The 17,128-nt window shown below is 69.7% G+C and carries 19 protein-coding genes and 1 pseudogene; 11 read left to right on the forward strand and 9 right to left on the reverse strand.

Going from position 1 to position 17,128, the window contains the following annotated elements; all coding sequences use genetic code 11:
• Window positions 1–72: 72 nt before the first annotated feature.
• From ACFV7R_RS25720 to ACFV7R_RS25730, 3 genes are read left to right on the forward strand one after another with little or no spacing between them, the layout of a single operon-like run.
• On the forward strand, window positions 73–1,302 hold the full coding sequence (locus ACFV7R_RS25720; protein ID WP_385267778.1) for a PEP-utilizing enzyme: 1,230 nt from the start codon (window positions 73–75) through the stop codon (window positions 1,300–1,302).
• A complete protein-coding gene (locus ACFV7R_RS25725; RefSeq protein ID WP_385267418.1) occupies window positions 1,299–1,970 on the forward strand; it encodes a hypothetical protein in 672 nt (223 codons plus the stop codon). The genes ACFV7R_RS25720 and ACFV7R_RS25725 overlap by 4 nt, the downstream gene beginning before the upstream one ends.
• Window positions 1,942–2,190: a hypothetical protein gene (locus tag ACFV7R_RS25730; protein WP_385267420.1), complete on the forward strand. Its 249-nt coding sequence runs from the start codon at window positions 1,942–1,944 to the stop codon at window positions 2,188–2,190. The genes ACFV7R_RS25725 and ACFV7R_RS25730 overlap by 29 nt, the downstream gene beginning before the upstream one ends.
• Window positions 2,191–2,319: 129 nt before the next feature.
• Here the strand turns inward: ACFV7R_RS25730 and ACFV7R_RS25735 are convergent, their stop codons facing one another.
• Window positions 2,320–2,877 carry a TetR/AcrR family transcriptional regulator gene (locus ACFV7R_RS25735; RefSeq protein WP_385267423.1) on the reverse strand — a complete coding sequence of 186 codons (558 nt, stop codon included), beginning with the start codon at window positions 2,875–2,877 and terminating at the stop codon, window positions 2,320–2,322.
• A gap of 210 nt (window positions 2,878–3,087) precedes the next feature.
• Between ACFV7R_RS25735 and ACFV7R_RS25740 the strand changes: the two genes are divergently transcribed.
• The 4 genes from ACFV7R_RS25740 to ACFV7R_RS25755 all read left to right on the forward strand — a co-directional run bounded on the left by ACFV7R_RS25740 (window position 3,088) and on the right by ACFV7R_RS25755 (window position 6,587).
• Complete coding sequence (locus ACFV7R_RS25740) at window positions 3,088–3,678, forward strand: isochorismatase family cysteine hydrolase (protein ID WP_385267426.1); 591 nt, start codon at window positions 3,088–3,090, stop codon at window positions 3,676–3,678.
• A complete protein-coding gene (locus ACFV7R_RS25745) occupies window positions 3,675–5,252 on the forward strand; it encodes an aldehyde dehydrogenase (NADP(+)) (RefSeq protein ID WP_385267429.1) in 1,578 nt (525 codons plus the stop codon). Before ACFV7R_RS25740 ends, ACFV7R_RS25745 begins: the two co-directional genes overlap by 4 nt.
• A gap of 73 nt (window positions 5,253–5,325) precedes the next feature.
• The gene (locus tag ACFV7R_RS25750) at window positions 5,326–5,802 is read left to right on the forward strand and encodes a lipocalin-like domain-containing protein (protein WP_385267432.1); all 477 of its coding nucleotides are present in this window, start codon (window positions 5,326–5,328) and stop codon (window positions 5,800–5,802) included.
• 263 nt (window positions 5,803–6,065) lie between these two features.
• Window positions 6,066–6,587: an MFS transporter gene (locus ACFV7R_RS25755; RefSeq protein WP_385267780.1), complete on the forward strand. Its 522-nt coding sequence runs from the start codon at window positions 6,066–6,068 to the stop codon at window positions 6,585–6,587.
• A 311-nt stretch (window positions 6,588–6,898) separates the two neighbouring features.
• Here ACFV7R_RS25755 and ACFV7R_RS25760 read toward each other — a convergent pair whose 3' ends face one another.
• The 4 genes from ACFV7R_RS25760 to ACFV7R_RS25775 form a co-directional block, all read right to left on the reverse strand.
• Complete coding sequence (locus tag ACFV7R_RS25760) at window positions 6,899–7,513, reverse strand: FMN reductase (RefSeq protein WP_385267435.1); 615 nt, start codon at window positions 7,511–7,513, stop codon at window positions 6,899–6,901.
• Window positions 7,510–8,613 (reverse strand): CE1758 family FMN-dependent luciferase-like monooxygenase, encoded by a 1,104-nt coding sequence (locus tag ACFV7R_RS25765; protein WP_385267782.1) that lies wholly within the window; start codon window positions 8,611–8,613, stop codon window positions 7,510–7,512. Before ACFV7R_RS25765 ends, ACFV7R_RS25760 begins: the two co-directional genes overlap by 4 nt.
• A 320-nt stretch (window positions 8,614–8,933) precedes the next feature.
• Window positions 8,934–9,170, reverse strand: a complete 237-nt coding sequence (locus ACFV7R_RS25770) for a hypothetical protein (RefSeq protein ID WP_385267437.1) — start codon at window positions 9,168–9,170, stop codon at window positions 8,934–8,936.
• 453 nt (window positions 9,171–9,623) lie between these two features.
• Window positions 9,624–10,091, reverse strand: coding sequence for a MarR family winged helix-turn-helix transcriptional regulator (locus ACFV7R_RS25775; protein ID WP_385267440.1), 468 nt, complete (start codon window positions 10,089–10,091; stop codon window positions 9,624–9,626).
• Window positions 10,092–10,399: 308 nt separating this feature from the next.
• On the opposite strand from ACFV7R_RS25775, the gene ACFV7R_RS25780 reads away from it, so the two are divergent.
• The 4 genes and pseudogenes from ACFV7R_RS25780 to ACFV7R_RS25795 all read left to right on the forward strand — a co-directional run bounded on the left by ACFV7R_RS25780 (window position 10,400) and on the right by ACFV7R_RS25795 (window position 13,991).
• The gene (locus tag ACFV7R_RS25780) at window positions 10,400–10,960 is read left to right on the forward strand and encodes an NADPH-dependent FMN reductase (RefSeq protein ID WP_385267443.1); all 561 of its coding nucleotides are present in this window, start codon (window positions 10,400–10,402) and stop codon (window positions 10,958–10,960) included.
• Between the two features lie 466 nt (window positions 10,961–11,426).
• A complete protein-coding gene (locus tag ACFV7R_RS25785) occupies window positions 11,427–12,128 on the forward strand; it encodes a DoxX family protein (RefSeq protein WP_385267445.1) in 702 nt (233 codons plus the stop codon).
• 751 nt (window positions 12,129–12,879) lie between these two features.
• Window positions 12,880–13,368: pseudogene (locus ACFV7R_RS25790) on the forward strand (FAD-dependent oxidoreductase); the annotation flags it as partial.
• A gap of 89 nt (window positions 13,369–13,457) precedes the next feature.
• A complete protein-coding gene (locus tag ACFV7R_RS25795; protein WP_385267448.1) occupies window positions 13,458–13,991 on the forward strand; it encodes an FAD-dependent oxidoreductase in 534 nt (177 codons plus the stop codon).
• A gap of 618 nt (window positions 13,992–14,609) precedes the next feature.
• Here ACFV7R_RS25795 and ACFV7R_RS25800 read toward each other — a convergent pair.
• The 4 genes from ACFV7R_RS25800 to ACFV7R_RS25815 all read right to left on the reverse strand — a co-directional run bounded on the left by ACFV7R_RS25800 (window position 14,610) and on the right by ACFV7R_RS25815 (window position 17,097).
• A complete protein-coding gene (locus ACFV7R_RS25800; protein WP_385267450.1) occupies window positions 14,610–15,053 on the reverse strand; it encodes a VOC family protein in 444 nt (147 codons plus the stop codon).
• Between the two features lie 50 nt (window positions 15,054–15,103).
• Entirely contained in the window at window positions 15,104–15,853 is a 750-nt protein-coding gene (locus tag ACFV7R_RS25805; RefSeq protein WP_385267453.1) for an SDR family oxidoreductase, read from the reverse strand.
• 62 nt (window positions 15,854–15,915) lie between these two features.
• Window positions 15,916–16,635: an SDR family oxidoreductase gene (locus tag ACFV7R_RS25810; protein WP_385267455.1), complete on the reverse strand. Its 720-nt coding sequence runs from the start codon at window positions 16,633–16,635 to the stop codon at window positions 15,916–15,918.
• A gap of 159 nt (window positions 16,636–16,794) precedes the next feature.
• A complete protein-coding gene (locus tag ACFV7R_RS25815; RefSeq protein WP_385267457.1) occupies window positions 16,795–17,097 on the reverse strand; it encodes a muconolactone Delta-isomerase family protein in 303 nt (100 codons plus the stop codon).
• Window positions 17,098–17,128: the final 31 nt, after the last annotated feature.

The following is a 17,128-nucleotide window of genomic DNA, read 5'->3' on the forward strand; positions in this document are numbered from 1 at the left end:
GGAACCGGACCGGTCGCCGAGACTCTGCCGGGTGTGCTGCAGCCGCTCGAGGAGGATCTGTGGGTGACTCCCATGTCCCACGGCCTGACCGTGGCACTGGACATCGCCGGGGCGGCCCCGCGGCGCCGGCTGCGCAAGCTGCCCGTGGTGACCACCGTGCGGGGGAGGGCCGTGGCCGACCTGAGGCTGCTGGGCACCGTGCCCCCGGCCCATCCTTTCCTCGACCGGGTCAACACCGCCAACGGGGCACGGCGCGCTGCGGCTGCCTGGCGGGTGGGCCGGCTGCGCTCCGCCCTGCCGCTCCTGGCGGTCGACCTCATGGCGGACGTCGACCGTGCCCTGGCCGGATTCCCTCCGACCGGTGACATGCTCAGCGGTCGGCTGCTGGACGCCGTCGCCTGGGGTCGGCAGGCGCTGTCGGCCCTGCACGCGCAGGAGTCCCTGGCAGGCGCGCTGCTCGGGGCGGGAAGCAGCGCCACCGCCGCCGGCGAGGCCCTGGCCGAACTGGCCGAGGAGCGCGGCCAGGGACTGAGCCACGAGGAACACGAGGAACTCGTCGCACGCCACCCGGTTCTGTTGGCCCTGCTGCCGCCCTCACTGGCCGGCCGTACGTCCCTTCCCGCCACGGACAACGTCACGGTGCTGCCGCGGGGCGTGGACTCGCTGCCGGTGCGTGAAGGCCTGCGGCTGCGCATCCGATGGGTGCAGGAAATGCAGGTCCGAATGCTCGCAGAACTGGCCCGCCGGCTCCGGGCCGGCCAGGAGGACGTGCCCCTGTCCCGTCTGGCATTGCTGCGCTGGGAGGAGCTCGTGCGGGCCGCCCGCGGCGGGGGACTGCCGGCCGACCTGGACGAGAGGATGCCGCGTCCGCAGATCGGTGCGCTGCCCGCCGCGTTCCGCCTCGCCGACGGCGAGCCCGTCGCCGAGAAGTCCTCCGCGTCGACCGCGCCGGACCAGGCGCAGGGGGCGGGCGGCGGATTCGGCGCCGGAACGGCCTGGCACGGACACGGGGAGCGCCCCGAGCGTCCGGTGCTGGTCGTCGCGTCCTTGGACCCTGCCCTGGCGCCCTTGCTGCCGGGCCTCGCCGGGCTGGTGGCGGAGACCGGAAGCCCGCTGTCGCACCTGGCCGTTCTGGCGCGCGAGTACCAGGTGCCCACCGCGGTCGGCGTCGTGGAGGCGACCGGGCGCTTCCCGGTCGGCACACCCCTGACCGTCGACGGTGGTAGGGGAACGGTGACCGTCCCCGCGCCGCCCTCCGTTCCGTCCGCACTGACCGCTTCACGACAGGAGACGGCGGCATGAAAGCCCTGAAACTGGTCGGCTACGCCTTCGGCGGGCTGTCCGGCGTCTACGCCGGCTACTACACGGTCCTCTATCTGACCCGGTGGGAATGGCAACGGGCGTTGATTTCGGCGATCTTCTTCCTGATCATCGAGGTGCTGCTCGCCACCGTTCTGCTCCTGACCCGGTTCTCGCGTCTGGAGGACCGGCTGGAGCAGTCCGCGGCCCGCATGGAGGATGTGCGCAACCGGCTGGAACAGACCAGGCCCCTGGCTCGCAACTGCTTCCCCTGGCTGGCACCGGCCGACCTGGAGGAGCTGAGCGGCACCCAGCGCACCTTCGTCTTCGTGCCCGTGCTGGTGGCGGGCGCGGCCCTCTCCGGCCTCGCGACGGTCCTGCAGAAGATCGCGGGAGCCAGTGTCGGACGAGGAGCGGAGCGGCGGCTGGCCGGCCGCCTGACAGCGCTGACTGTCCCGCCGGTCGGCGGCACGGATACTCTCGAGGACCTGCCGTCGGCGATACCGCGCACCCGGCCGGGGCGCCTGGCGTTCGCGGTGGCCGGGGCGGCGGGAGGCCTGCTGCTCGTCCCTCTTCTGTGGTCCGCGCTGGCGGACGCGACCCAGCCCCGGCCCGAGCCCCCCCCGCGCGGCGAGCACCACCATGGTGTTCGAAGTGCACACCAGCGGTGATCAGCACGTGCGCGACGCGCGGCTCGCGGCCGAAGACCTCTGGCAGACCTGCCGTCGCTCCACGGCCGCCCTCAACGAGGACGTCGGCCTCACGAGGCTGCGCGACAGCGTCTATGTCGCCGTCGTCCGCCCGGCCCTGCCCCCGCATGACGTGATGAGGTTGCGCGGTTGTATCGAGGACGCCAACACCAACCGGACGAGCGCGGTCGTGCTGCGCTGAGCGGACCGGCGGGCGAGAGGGCTCGGCGCACGACCCTGCGGCGACCGGGCCCTCGGCGCGCCGGCAGCAGTCCGCCGAGGCGCCGGCCCGGCCTCGACGAGTAGGCGAGGAACACCTCGGCGGCACCGCTCACGTCAGCTGCGCGGTGACCGTCTCCAGCAGCTCGTCCGAGAAGTCCTTGTCGGCCACGGCCCGCGCCATCAGTACGGCGCCGACCAGGGCGCTGAGGGTGAGCATCGCCTTGGCGCGGGCGTCCTCGGCGCCGTCGTCCAGGCCCGCGATCAGATCAAGGTACGTGCGGACCTGCTTCTCGTAGGCGTCCTTGAACTCCGCGTCGCCGCGTGCCGCGGGGCCGCCGAGGGAGACCAGCGCGCAGCCGGTGGCCGGTACGTCGCGGTGCTGCTTGGCCAGGTAGGCCTCGACGAGGCCGGCGCGCGGGTCCTCGTCGTTCTTCCGTGCCGAGCGCTCCATCTTCGCCGAGCCCTCGGCCAGTGCGGCGGCGGCGGCCTGGGCGATCAGATCGTCCCGGGAGGCGAAGTGCTTGTAGAAGCCACCGTGCGTCAGCCCTGCCTCTTTCATGAGGTCCGCGATGCCGAGGCTGCTGATGCCCTCGGAGCGGATCTTGCGGGACGCGATGCGCAGCACCCGTTCCCGGGTCGCCGCCTTCTCCGCCTGCGAGTGACCCATATCGGCCCTGCCTTTCGTGGGGCGGCGCAGTGCAACAACCGCGCAACTGGATGAGGTTCATCATACACACGTACCTGAAAAAGCGGGTTGATCAGGCGGTATTTGACTCTCAGGATGATGGGCGTAATCTGAGGTCTGGATGTTGGCAATCATCCAGATCGGAGCAGAACCGTGTCCCAGACCTACGACCCCCGTCACACGGCCGTCTTGATGGTCGACCCTTTCAACGACTTCCTCTCCGAGGGCGGCAAGATCTGGCCGCGCCTGGAGCCCATCGCCCAGGAGGTGGGACTGCTGGAGCACCTGCGCTCGGTGGTCGCCTCGGCCCGTGAGGCCGGCGTGCGCGTCGTGTTCGTTCCGCACCGTCGCTGGGAGCCGGGTGACTACGAGACGTGGCACCACCCCAACCCGACCCAGCTCGGCATCATGGAGCGCCACAGCTTCGCCCGCGGCACCTGGGGCGGGGAGTTCCACCCCGACTTCCAGCCGCAGCCCGGCGATGTCGTCGTCCAGGAGCACTGGGCGCAGAGCGGGTTCGCCAACACCGACCTGGACTTCCAGCTCAAGCAGCACGGCATCACCCACGTGGTGGTCGTCGGCCTGCTGGCAAACACCTGCATCGAGTCCACCGGCCGTTTCGCCATGGAACTCGGCTACCACGTGACCCTCGTGCGTGACGCCACCGCGGCGTTCCTCCCCGAGATGATGCACGCCGCGCACGAGCTGAACGGCCCCACCTACGCCCACGCCATCACCACCACCGACGAGCTCACCGTCGCTTTCAAGGGAGCACGCGCATGACACTGACCGGAGAACTGCTGATCGGGGCGGCCGAGGTGGCCGCCACCGCGGGGACCATGAAGGCGCTCGACCCCGCCACAGGAGAACTCCTCGAACCGGAGTTCGCCTTCGGCGGCGCGGCCGAGGTCGACCGCGCGCTCCGCCTCGCCGACGAGGCCTTCGACAGTTACAGCCACACCGGACTGGCCCAGCGTGCCGCGTTCCTCGACCTGATCGCGGACAAGCTGGAGGCGGCCAAGGACGAGCTCGCGGCACGTCTGGCCCTGGAGACCGGTCTGCCCGCCGTCCAGTTCGAGGGCGAGGCCGTACGGAGCGCGGGGGTGTTCCGCAAGTTCGCCACCGTCGTCCGTCAGGGACGCTTCCTCCAGGCCGCCGTCGACACCGCGCAGCCGGACCGGCAGCCCACCCCGCGGCTGGACCACCGGCTGCAGAAGGTGGCCCTCGGGCCCGTGGTGATATTCGGCGCCAGCAACTTCCCGATCTCCTACTCGGTGGCGGGCGGCGACACCGCCTCGGCCCTCGCCGCGGGCTGCACCGTCGTCGTCAAGGCCCACAACGCCCACCCCGGCGCATCCGAGATCGAAGGCCGGATCATCCGGCAGGCCGTCGCCGAGGCCGGGCTGCACGAAGGCGTCTTCTCCCTGCTGCGCGGCGCCGGCAACGAGATCGGCGAGGCGCTCGTGGACCACCCCCTGGTCCGGGCGGTCACCTTCACCGGCTCCGAGGGCGGCGGCATGGCCCTCTACCGCCGGGCCCAGCGGCGCCCCGACCCGATCCCGGTGTTCACCGAGATGACCAGCGTCAACCCGACCTTCGTCCTGCCGGCCGCGCTCGCCGCGCGCGGGGCGGAGATCGGCGCCGGACTGGTCCAGCGGGCGATGTACAACGTCGGGCAGGCCTGCCTGAAGCCCGCCATCCTCCTTGCCGTGGACGGGCCCGGCTATCGCGACCTGCGTGACGCGGCCGCCGCCGAGGTGGAGAAGGTGGACGCGCGGACCATGCTCACGCCCGGCATCCACGACGCCTACACCCGCAACGCCCAGCGGCTGGAGGACGAAGGCGCCACCCGGGTCGCCGCGGGAGCGGCCCCGGCCCGGGCCTGGGACGGCCAGTCGCTGCTGTACGAGGTCACCGGTGAGCGGCTGCTGGCCGAGCCCGCCCTGCGGGAGGAGGTCTTCGGCCCCGCCGTCCTGCTGGTCAGGCTGAGCAGCTCGGAGCAGCTGACCGAGGCGGCCCGCGCCTTCCGCGGGCAGCTGTCGGCGACGCTGCACGCCGACGCCGCCGACCGTGGCGCCGCCGCAGAGTTGCTGCCGATCCTGGAGCGCCGCACCGGCCGCATCGTGTTCAACGCCTTCTCCATTCCGCAGGAGGTCTCGTACGCGTCGACGCACGGCGGTCCGTTCCCGGCCACCTCCGACAGCCGCTTCACCTCGGTCGGCATGGGTGCCATCGAGCGGTTCGTGCGCCCGGTGACGTACCAGAACTTCCCGGACGAACTGCTGCCCGAGCCGCTGCGCGAGGCGAACCCGCTGCAGGTGTGGCGGCTTGTCGACGGCGAACTCACCCGGTCCTGATCCGCCACCGCGGGCCCCGTCCGCGTCACTGGACGGGGCCCGTTCGCTCCCGTGATAAGGAAGGAGTCCTTCCATGACCGTCACCGACCAGACCGCCGAGAACCGGGCCCGCGAGGAGGTGCGCAGGAGGCTGATCGGCGCGTGGCAGCTCGTGTCGTACACCGCCACGAGCGCGGACGGGGATGTCATCCACCCCTTCGGCCCCACTCCGTACGGACTGATCGTGTACACCCCCGAGGGACACATGTCCGCCCAGCTGGGCCGCGGCGAACGCGCGCCCATGCGGTCGGCCCGTCTCGAAGACGCCTCGCCCGGCGAACTGGCGGAGGCGGCGGCCGGGTACGTCGCCTACGGCGGGCCGTTCGAGGTCGTCGACCCGGGCACCGTCGAGCACCACGTGACCACCAGCCTGTTCCCGAACTGGGTCGGACGGTCCCAGGTGCGCACGGTGGAGTTCGCCGGTTCGTTCCTCCGGCTCGGTCTCGCCACTCCCACCCGGCTGTGGGGCGCGCAACGCACGGCCCAACTCATCTGGAACAGGCTGGCCTGACGGCGGGCGGCTCACCGGCGGGGCGCGCGTGGTGGGGGGATCCCCCCAACGCCGCCGTCAGGTCCGGCCGGCGCCTCCAGCCGGGCACTCCGGGTCACCTTCGCGTCACCGCCCGTCGCGCCACCCGTGAATCACGCACCTGAGGACCCCCATGACCAGCGCAGCCACCCGCCCGGGCGTCAAGCGGGGAACCATCCCCGTCTTCGCCACGGCGACTGCGATCACCGTCCAACATCTACTTCACCCAGCCACTCCTGGACGAGATCGCCCGGTACTTCCACACCTCGGCCTCCACCGCCGGGCTGGTGGCCACGACAGGGCAGATCGACTACGCGCTGGGCATCATCGCCATCGTGCCGCTCGCCGACGGCGCCCGGCTGCGCCGGTTGTCCACCCTGCTGCCGGCGATCACCGCCGCAGGGCTCCTCGCGGGCGCCTTCGCCCCCTCGATCGTCCTGCTGAGCATGGCGACCCTCGTCCTCTCCGCCACCACCGTGCTGCCGCAGGCCATCATGCCGACCGTGGTCTCGATGGCGACTCCCGGCAACGCCGGTCGCGTGCTGGGCGCCGTGGGGACAGGCCCGACCCTGGGCGCCCTGCTGTCGCGCACAGCCGCCGGCCTCATCGCCGAGACCGCCGACACCTGGCGCGCCGGATTCGCCGTCGCCGCCGCGGCCACCGGCGCTCTGTCGCTGATGCTTCCGCGCTACGTGCCGGCCGAGCGGCCGGCACGTGCCGACCGCAGCAGAGCTATCTCCGTCTGCTGGCATCGCTCCCCAAGCTGATCACCGAGCACGCGCCGCTGCGTCTTTCGGCCGCGCTGGGAGGAACGTTCTTCGCGGCCTTCTCCGCCTTCTGGTCCTCGGTCGCCTTCCACCTCACCGCCGCCCCGATCTCGCTGGGACCCGCGGTGATCGGGCAGCGACGCCTTGGCCACCTCGGCGTGCTTCGATGACGCGGTCGGTGCCACGAGGTCCGGCACGATGACGGCGACGCCGTACCCCTTGGCCGTCTGCATCAGGTCGCCGCCGTGCACGACCCGGTGTGACAGGCCGCAGCGCGATGTGCGTGCGTCCGGGAATACCCGGCTGCCGGCTCATCGGCCGTCCAGCAACCGCTCGAACGGCACCGGGTCGCTGTAGGGGTCCTCGATCTGCGGGGACTCCTGCCGGTTTACTTCACGGGCGAGCTCCCCGGCCGCGCGCTGGATACGCCGCAGCAGCGGTTCCTGGGAGTCGTCGCCCCCGCCCCACTCCTCCGTGGCGGCGAACACCGCGGTGGGCAGCACCACAGCGCGCAGATAGGCGAACATCGGCCGCAGGGCGTGCTCGAGGACGAGGGAGTGCCGTCCTGTGCCGCCGGTGGCGGCGATCAGTACCGGCTTGTCCACCAGGATGGTGTCGTCGAGACAGTCGAAGAACATCTTGAACAGGCCGTTGTACGAAGCGGTGAAGGTCGGGGTCACCGCGATCAGGCCGTCCGCCTTCGCGACCTCGTCGGACACGCGCCTGAGTTCGGCCGACGGGTAGCCCGTCGTGAGGTAGTTGACCAGGTCGTGTGCGTGGTCCCGCGCCTCGACGACGTTGACGTCGACCTGTGTGCCCTGCCCCTCCAGCTCCCGACGGGCGGCGTCGGCGAGCCGGTCGGCCAGCATCCGGGTGGACGAGGGCAGTCGCAGTCCCGCCGAGACGACGGTGAGGGTGCGCTTCATCGCCGGTCCTCCCCGGACTCGGTCCGCTCCTGGCGCGCCGCGGTGAGGGAGGCGTGCGTGGGGGCGTCCGGGACATGCGCCGGGCGGTCTTTGGCGAACTCCTTGCGCAGCACGGGCACGATCTCGCCCAGCATCTCGATCTGTTCGAGCACCGTCTTGTGCGGCACGCCGATGCCGTCCACGTTGAACAGCTGACGCTGGTAGTCGCCCCCCGCGTTCTCGCGGTAGGCCAGCACGTTCTCGATCACCTGCTGAGGGCTTCCCGCGATCACCGCGGTCTGCGCCATGGTCTCCTCCAGGGACGGGCCGTTCCCGTACGCCGGAGAGTGGTCGAAGTAGGGGCGGAACTCGCGTACGGCGTCCTGGGACTTCGGCCGCACGAACAGGTGCGCTGCCAGACCGACGACGGCCTGGTCTGCTCGGCCGTGACCGTAGTGCTCGAAGCGGCCGCGGTAGAGGTCGACCAGCCGTCGGACGTGTTCCTTGGGCCAGAAGAGGTTGTTGTGGAAGAAGCCGTCGCCGTAGTACGCGGCCTGTTTGGCGATCTCGGGGCTGCGGATGGAGGCGTGCCAGACGAACGGCGGTACACCGTCGAGTGGGCGAGGCGTCGAGGTGAACCCCTGGAGCGGTGTGCGGAACTTGCCCTCCCAGTCGACCACGTCCTCGCGCCACAGCCGCCGTAGCAGGGCGTAGTTCTCCACCGCGAGGGGGATGCCGTTGCGGATGTCCTGTCCGAACCAGGGGTAGACCGGGCCGGTGTTGCCGCGGCCCAGCATCAGGTCGACCCGGCCGTCGGCCAGGTGCTGGAGCGTCGCGAAGTCCTCGGCGATCTTCACCGGGTCGTTGGTGGTGATCAGAGTCGTCGACGTGGACAGTACGATTCGTTCGGTCCGTGCCGCGATGTACCCGAGAAGAGTGGTGGGCGAGGACGGTATGAAGGGCGGGTTATGGTGCTCGCCGATCGCGAAGACGTCCAGACCCACGTCCTCGGCGAGTTTCGCGTAGTCCGCGAGTGCCTTGATCCTTGCGTGTTCCGTGGGGGTCCGACCGGACACCGGGTCCCGCGCCACGTCTCCCACACCGAAGATCCCGAATTGCATCATGCTCGTCCTGTCTGTTGTCTTGGTGTTCTTCTCGCCGTCACCGCCGGTGGGTGTCGAGAGGTCGGCTGATCGTCCGAGGTGTTATGCGCTGATGCGACCCGGGCCCGCGCCGCGAGGACGTCTCGGGCGCAGCGAGTGCGTCCCACGGCGGTGGGCGATGGCAACGGTCACCTCCGGACGGACTGTGCTCGGGCCGGAGCGGCTGACGGCCTGCCTGAAACGTGGCTGACCAGTGCGTCCGGACGATCGTTGAGTGAGGTCGGCTGAGACGCTTTTCCGGGGCCCACTTGAGTGGTGCTCCGGCCGAAGCCCGCGCCTCAGTTCCGGACGAGCTGTCGTACCGGTTCGCTGCTGAGGACGTCGAAAGCCGCGGTCGGCAGGAGGAGGGGAGTACGTGCTGTTCGACGATGACGGCCGTGCCCCGCGGAATCGATTCCGGGCATGCACAGATCCTCGTCGGCGCGCCTGCCGCGATGCCGCCCGGTACCGGGTACGGCGAGGACACCCTCGGTCCACGAGCGGTCGGACTGGATGTCGGTGGCAGTGGGAGACATGTGTGTTTCCTTCCCCAAGTGGTATGGGCCGCTCGTCGATGGGAGAACGGTCGTGGGACTGGTGGCCCGTGAGCAACGGTGCCGCGGCGCCCGCCTTTCACCGCGGCGGAGCCTGCGATTAAGTTGCTGCGCGAAGCAAATATAGCCATGTGTGTCGCCCGGTACGTAACCGTTGACTGTGCCTTGTGTCACAGCGGACGGCGGTCGACAGTCCTGCGTTCACCGACGGAAGGGGCACCTGTGGTCCGACTGTGTCGATGAAACACAGCGCACGCGGAACCACTGGGCGCGACCCCGGGGCCACAAGGGCAACGGGGCGTTCAGGCCGCCGGAACGGTCGTGCGTGCAGAGACCGGTGAAACGGCTGCCCGCGCCCTGTCGCTGGATCAGTAGCGCGTCGAGACCCCTGCCCAAAAGGCGGAGAAGGGGTGCCGCAGCCGGTGCGTGCGGCGCTCAGCTCGCGATGTTCCGCAGGGCCGCGGCGAGCTTCGCGAGGTCCAGGCCCTCCAGATGGTCGAGGAAATGCCGGCGTACGGCGGCCAGGTTGGTCGACCATGCCTCTTCCAGACGGGCGAGGCCGGCGTCGGTGAGGGCGGCATGCCAGCTGCGGCCGTCCTGACTGCAGCGCACGCGCTCGATGAAACCCTCGCTCTCCAGGCGGTGCACGACTCGAGTCGTGCCACTGAGCGACATCTCACAGGCGCTGGCGAGATCACCCATCCGCATCTGGCGGTTCGGAGCCTCGGAGAGATGCATCAGGGCCAGGTATTCCGTGTTGGATAGCCGCTGCTCACGCATCATGTCGGCGTCAATGGCGCGCGGTAGGGCGTAGATGAGGCAGGGAAGGGACCGGACGACGGCCTCTTCGTCCGCATTGAGCGGTCGCAACCCTTGTGCGGCTGCTGCGGGCTTCGGTGTCATGGGGGCTCAACCTCACATGGGCGCAGTGAAAATTACGTCGGCCGACGGAGCGCCCGTGCGCGGTGCAGGTGCGCCCGTCGGACGAGTGGGGACGACTTCTGGCGAGTCAGCTCCTGTTCCCTGCGGTGGTGTCGGTCGATCCGGATGCCGCGCCTCTGGACTGCGGCGGGAGCGTCAAGCCGTGGACAACCGTGATGCGGCCGACTGAACATTCACTTGACGGATCAACTTCTTGCTGCATACGTTGCTTGTCGAAGCAAGTATATCCCCGGCTGGTTGCCGGGGCCACATCCGTTAAGGACTCTGGCATGACCAAGATCGGAATCATTCTCGGCAGCACGCGCCCCGGGCGCAATGGTGAGGCCGTGGCCCGTTGGGTGCTCGAGATCGCCTCGCAGCGCACTGATGCGGAGTTCGAGCTGATCGACCTGCTCGATTACAAGCTTCCGCACCTCGACGAGCTGGTCCCTCCGTCGCTCGGCCAGTACAGCCAGCCGCACACGCACGCATGGGCCGAGAAGATCGGGTCGCTCGACGGCTTCATCATGGTGACGCCCGAGTACAACCACTCGACCTCCGCCGCGCTGAAGAACGCGATCGACTTCCTGTACACGGAGTGGAACAACAAGGCGGTCGGCTTCGTCAGCTACGGCTCCCTGAGCGGCGCCCGTGCGGTCGAGCACCTGCGCCTGATCGCCGCTGAACTGCAGTTGGCCGACGTGCGTTCCCAGGTAGCACTTTCGCTGTTCCACGATTTCGAGAACTTCAGCGTGTTCAAACCCGGTGACTTCCAGGTCGAGGCGCTGAACACCACGATCGACCAGGTGCTGGCCTGGAGCAACGCCCTCGCTCACCTGCGCGCCGCCTGACGGACGCGCATCACCGGCATTGCCCAGAGCTGCTCCGGGGATTCTGGGAGTCACTGGCGATGCGGGCAGGACGGGGGACTCCCGAACAGGGGGACAACACTGCGGGAGTCCTCCGGTCGCACCCGCGCAGGCCGCGACACACGTGGAAGCCTGCCTCGGCCGGTGAGAGCGAGCCTCAAGGCATCCGCCACATCGCGCCGCCTGCCTGCATGCCTGTGGTTCTCAGTCAGATCCTTCGCGGAGCAAGTAGCTGGCGATCATGTCACGGGTCCCACGGCAGCCGGATCCTTCCGACCGGGAACCGCAGCCTCTGCCCGCGGACGGGAAGCCGTTGTGCGCTCGCTCCGTCGCGTCATCTCCGCCCTGCCTCGCGCCGCCGAGCCGACATGCTGCGGGAGCAGGGTCTTTCCCTCATCGAGTACCTGGCTCCAATGAACCTCTCCGAGACTCCGGACCGGCAATGCGTATGGATGATCTCGCCGCCGCGCTCGAGATGTCGGTCAGCGGTCTGACGCGCCTGGCTGGCCGGTCGGTGGATCAAGGGCTGTTCCATCGGGTCAGGTCGGGGCGGGACGCCCAGGGCTGGAACGCGACGCTCACCGACACGGGGTTCGCTCGCCTGGAAGCGGCCTGGCCGACAAACCTGGCTTCCGTGCGCCGGCACTTCCTCGATCACCTGGCCCGCGCGGCACCCTCGACAAGGGCCGCGTACCCGGTGCGTAACGTCCTGTTGCGCCTGCACGGCCCGGTCGGCCGGTGCGGCCACGCACACGCTCACATCTCATCGACAAGGACATTCGTGTACACCGCTGCTGTCATCCTCAGTGTTCTCCTGGCTCTCGTCCTCCTTGCCGCCGCCGCGCCGAAGGTCCAGCTCAAGGGCGATATCCCGGGCGGCCTTGTGGCGAGGGAACTCAGCGCCGGGCTGGTTCGTTTCATCGGCGTCTGCGAGCTGATCGCGGCGGTGGGGCTCGTTGCGGGTATCTGGTGGCAGCCGCTGGGCATCGCCGCAGCAACCGGCGTGGCCGTCCTGCTCCTTGGAGCCATCGGTCACCACCTGAAGTGGGGCGACTACCGGGACAGCGCGACCCGTAGCGCTGCCCTGAGCCCCGTACTGTTCCTTTGCGTCGCCGTGGCGGCGGCCATCACCCTGGCCGCCTCGTTGTAAGCGAGTTTCACGTGCTCGTCGCAGAGAGGTCACCACCCCTGCGCACACCCCCGAAACCCTAGATGTCGGACGCGGTGGTGGTGCCTGCCGCCCGTCGTTGACATGCTGAGGTGTCGCCGGGTCCCGCGGGCCTCTTCGTCCCCCACCCCGTGGCGTAATGACGCTGGTTGAGGGGGCGTGCGGCACACTGCGGGCCAGGTCGGAGAGCGACAGCGTGGCGAGCGGCTCGTCCGTCGCCTGCTCGACGATCCGTTTCGGCCGGTGCAGCCGATGAGCCGGCCGGTCTGGTCGGGTGCTCTCAACGACCCTCCTGGCCGACGACACGCGGTCAGCAGTCCTGAGCACTGCCTTTCCGCTGACGCTGTCATCCGATCCGGGACCTGGCGTGAGATCGGTCTGCAGGATCCGGTCGGAGCCTGCAGACCGGTGTTGCCGTACGGGGGTGGGCGTCGACGTCGATGCCTCCAGCCGAGGTCCTCCGTCGGCGTCGGTGCCAAGTGGAGGCGTAAGCGGAGGGAAGTTCGTGGAGAGATACCGCACCGGCGAGCGCGGAGACCCGATTGCCGACCGGATCGATGCGACTGTGCGTGCCCGTCGGCAGCCCAGGCTTCGCGAGCGACGCCGCAGGCAGGCGGGCCTTGTTTGAACCCGGCACCCTTCATCCGCCGTCGAACCAGAGGTGGCCCCGTTCACGGCGGCACCTGATCAAGGACACTCAGAACGAGCGTGAAGAAATGAGCTCATCATGGTCATGGCCACGACCACACGGCGGGTCGTCATCATCGGCGGGGGGTACGCAGGGGTACGCCTCGCGCGCGGACTGGACGCAGACGCCGACGTCACACTGATCGACCTGAAGGAGGCGTTCTTCCACCGTGTCGCATCGCTGCGGGCCAGTGCCGACGAGGACTGGACGTACGCCCCTTTCATTCCATATGACTCACTCCTGGCCAACGGCCGCGTCGTGCACAACAAGGCGGTCGGCATAGCCACCGTGGAGCGACAGGTGGTCCTCGCCACCGGGCATCGGGTGCCGTACGACGTACTGGTGATCGCGACCGGCGCCGACTACCAGGAGCCCGCGCGATTCACCGGCAACACCGTCGAAGAGGCGGCTGCGTCCTTCCGGGATCATCAGCGCCGCGTCACCAAGGCTCGCAGCATCCTCGTGATCGGCGGGGGGCCCTCCGGCGTGGAGCTGGCGGCGGAATTGCGGCGGATCAACGCCAGTGCCACGGTGACCCTCGCGCACTCCGGCCGGAACCTGCTCTCCCACAGTGGCAACGATCGGATGGCCGCCAGGCGCGCGCCTGGCTGGAGCAGCACGACGTGCGGATTTTGCTCAACACCTACGTCTCGTCCGCAGGCGGTGTCGGCGACCATCTGCGTGATCAGGCAGGTGGTCCCCTCGGCGCCGACGTCGTGTACTGGACGACGGGCACCACTCCGAACACACTGTGGCTCCGGCTCGCGGGACTCGGTGCATGGCTCGACGAGAGGAGCCACATCAAGGTGGACACGTATCTCAGGGTGCTGGGGCAGCGGGACATCTTCGCGATCGGTGACGTCAACGACGTGTCCGAGGCGAAGCTCAGCCCTTCGGCGGTCACGCAGGGAGAGGCCGCGGCCCGCAACATCCGCACACACATGGACCGCAGCAAACACGGAGACAGGCCGCGCCCCTACAAACCTGCGCCGGTACGGATCTTCTCCGTGCCGTTCGGACCCGAAGGAGGCACCACCCTGCTGCCGGCGCTCGGCCGCGACGTCCTTGTACTGGGCAACAAGGCGACATCTGCGCTGAAGAGCAAGACACTGGCGGTTCCGGCAATGCACAGGCTGCTGGGGCGCACCATGGCATGACGCGCCGCACCTCCGGCGGCAGATGCCTCGTCCAGCACGCCATGCCGCCGGGAACACCTGCGCCGACAAGACCTCCCGAACAAGAATCGGCCACTGCCGTGACGGATCCACCGTCCCGCGCGCGGACCGCGGTGACGACTGCCTCGTCATGCATGCGGATCACCGCTGTCATGCCGTCGCCGACGTAGTCCACGGGTCGTGGGCGGGACGTACGTCACTGCCGTGACGTGGGCGGCTCGCCCAGAACTTCGACGCGTGTCCGTGTACACCAGTGACCGGGACGCGGCTCGCATCCACTGGACGTGCTCGGGCAGCCGGGTCACGAGCGCGTCGTCCTCGCCGTGCACCGTGGTGATCCTCGCTGCCCATACCGTTCGGCCGTGCTCCCGCTGCTTCGAGGCTCGTCACCGGCGGCTCCTTTGCATCTCTCCAGCATTCCGGCACCGGGGCGGGCTGTCAGGTGCAGTGCGGCAAGCGGGCGCCCCGGCAGTACGCCGCCCGCTACAGCGACCGCCAGGAGCGGTCCCTGGTCACGTCTCCGACGCCGAGCACACCCTCGCGCCTCCCACTACGACCGGGCGACCGACATCGCCGTCCGCCTGACCCGCACCCCCATCGTCACCGGCCCGGCAGCCGCTCGGTGATTTCTTGGACTGTCCAGCCGTTGCCGTCCGGGTCGCTGAACGAGACGAAGGAACTGTAACTGCGCCGCTCGGGATCCGGGCCGGGTACCCGCTGCTTCGTGCCCGCGTGGTGGAACACCCCGCCGGCGTCGTGGAACACCTCACTGACGTCGACCCCGTTCCCGCTCAGCTCCGCCCGCGCCGCCTCGATGTCCGTCACCACGAGGTGCAGGCCCTCGGCGGATCCCGGCGCGGCGGAGCTGACCTCGTCCCCGAAGATGACCGAGCACGCGGATCCCGGCGGTGTCAGTTGCACCACCCGAAGGCCGTCACCGGTGGCGAAGTCCGCGTCCAGCCGCCACCCCAGCGCCTTGTAGAAGCCCAGCGACCGGTCGACGTCCGCGACCGGGATCACCACCACTTCGAGTTTCATGTCCACGGTGGAACCCTCCTGTTCTTCTGGTGGCACATGTTGGTGAGTCGCCTCGATCAGTGGGGCAGCAGCTGTTGACCGCCGTCGACGTCATAAGTGGCCCCCGTCAGCGCGTCGTTGCACATGATGTGTACGGCCAGCGCGGCGACGTCGTCCGGGCCGACCACCCGTCGTATGGGGAGCGTGGCGCGCAGTTCCTCCCGCCGCGCCTCGAGCTGATCGCCCAGGAGCGAGGCTGACAGAGGAGTGTCGACGAAGCCGGCGGCGATGAGATTGACCCGGACCGGCGCCAGTTCGAGCGCAAGGTTGGCGGTGAGAGCGGGAAGCGCCGCTGTGAGTGCCGAGGTGATGCTTCTGCCGACGCCGGGGCGCCGACTGCCGGTGCCGCCGATGAAGAGCAGCGTCCCCCCGTCCCGCACCCTGCCTCGGCTGTACTTGGCGATGCCGAGCGTCATGGCGATGCGGTCGCCGAAGTGGTGGCGCGCCTCCGCGAGGTCCATGTCGGCCAACGGCAGGTACGACGGGGAGCCGGCTGTCGAGATGACGTGGTCGACCGTGCCGGGCAGGTCGTGGAAGAACTGCTGGAGGCTGTCGGTGTCGGTGGCGTCGAGGGCCGCGGTGCTCAGCGGCCGGATCTCGGCCGCCGCCTGCTGAAGCCGCTGCGGGCTGCGCGCGACCATGACGATCTGTCCGCCGAGAGCGCGGACCAGACGCGCGGTGGCGAGTCCGATCCCCGAGCTGGCGCCGATCACCACCACGGTCTGTTCATTGAGGTCGCGGTGCTGGTTCGACGGGCTGCCCGTCATCAGCGTCTCCGGTGATCAGTGGGCGGCGACGGCTCGGAGGGCCGGAGGTTCGTCCCCGGGCGTCAGACGAGCGATCGGCCACCGCGCAGTTGGGGATACAGCACGTCCGGTCCTTCGGACAGCGCGGCCTGGACCTGCTTGCTGACCTCGTCGCCGAGCACCTGGAGCTGCCCTGCCTCGACTCCGTCGAGGGTGGCGCGGGCCACCGTGCCGGGATCGGACTTCGGGCCCGGCACGGCGGCAGCCATGTCGGTCGCGAGGTAGCCGACGTGCAGCGCCGTCACCTGGGTGCCCTGTTCGGCGAGGGCGACGCGCAAGGCGTTGGTCACCGACCAAGCGGCGGACTTGGCCGCGGCGTATCCGGCGCTGACCGGGATCGACACCCAGGACAGCACGGAGAGGACGTTGACGATGGCGCCGCCGCCGTTGCGTCCGAGCACGGGGGCGAAGGCCCTGCTCATGGCGAGCGTTCCGAGCACATGGGTCTCGAACTCGAGCCGAAACGACTCCAGGTCGGCCGTGAGGATGCCCGCGCGTGTGGTCGACCCCGCGTTGTTGACGAGGAGTGTCACGTCCTGGGCCAGGTCGGCCGCCGCCGCGACGGACTCGTGGTCGGTGATGTCCACGGCGACCGGTACGGCCCTCGGTACGGAGACTTTCGCGGGATCACGCGCGCCGGCGTAGACCTTGGCTGCTCCGGCGTCGAAGAGGGCCCGTACGAACTGCTCCCCGAGCCCTCGATTGGCGCCCGTGACGAACGCGACGGACCCTTCGACCTTCATGGGAGCCTCCCGGCGAGGGGATACGCGCGCCGCAAGCCGCCTATCGACACCACGACGGCGTGGCTGGCTCTTCCGAACGTACCGCGCTCGGCCACCCGCCACCACACGAGGCGGCGGGCAGCCCTCCCAGCCGAGGTGCTGCCACGGCAGCACATCCCGTCACGCAGGCGAACCCGGCGTACCCGGATCGTTGGGGTGGGGCTGCAACTCCGTGACGGCCGCGGTCATCCAGGGCCACAACGGCAAAGTGCCCAGCACCCTTTCCCGGAGCCCGGTCTCGTCGTCGGCACGCCACAGGCCGATGCTGCGCAACTCCCCGACCGGACGCCACAGGCGTACGAGGTGTCCCTCGGCCGCCAGCTCCCCGGCGCGTACGGCCTCCGCCGCGCGGACACGGTCGACCTCAGCGGGGTCGGTGCCTTCCGGGAAGGTCGTGGTGAGTTCTACGAGGAACTCCCGCATGGTTTCTCGCTTTCGGTGAAGGCGTCACGGA

This window comes from Streptomyces sp. NPDC059866, assembly GCF_042731325.1.
GTDB lineage: Bacteria > Actinomycetota > Actinomycetes > Streptomycetales > Streptomycetaceae > Streptomyces > Streptomyces flavusporus.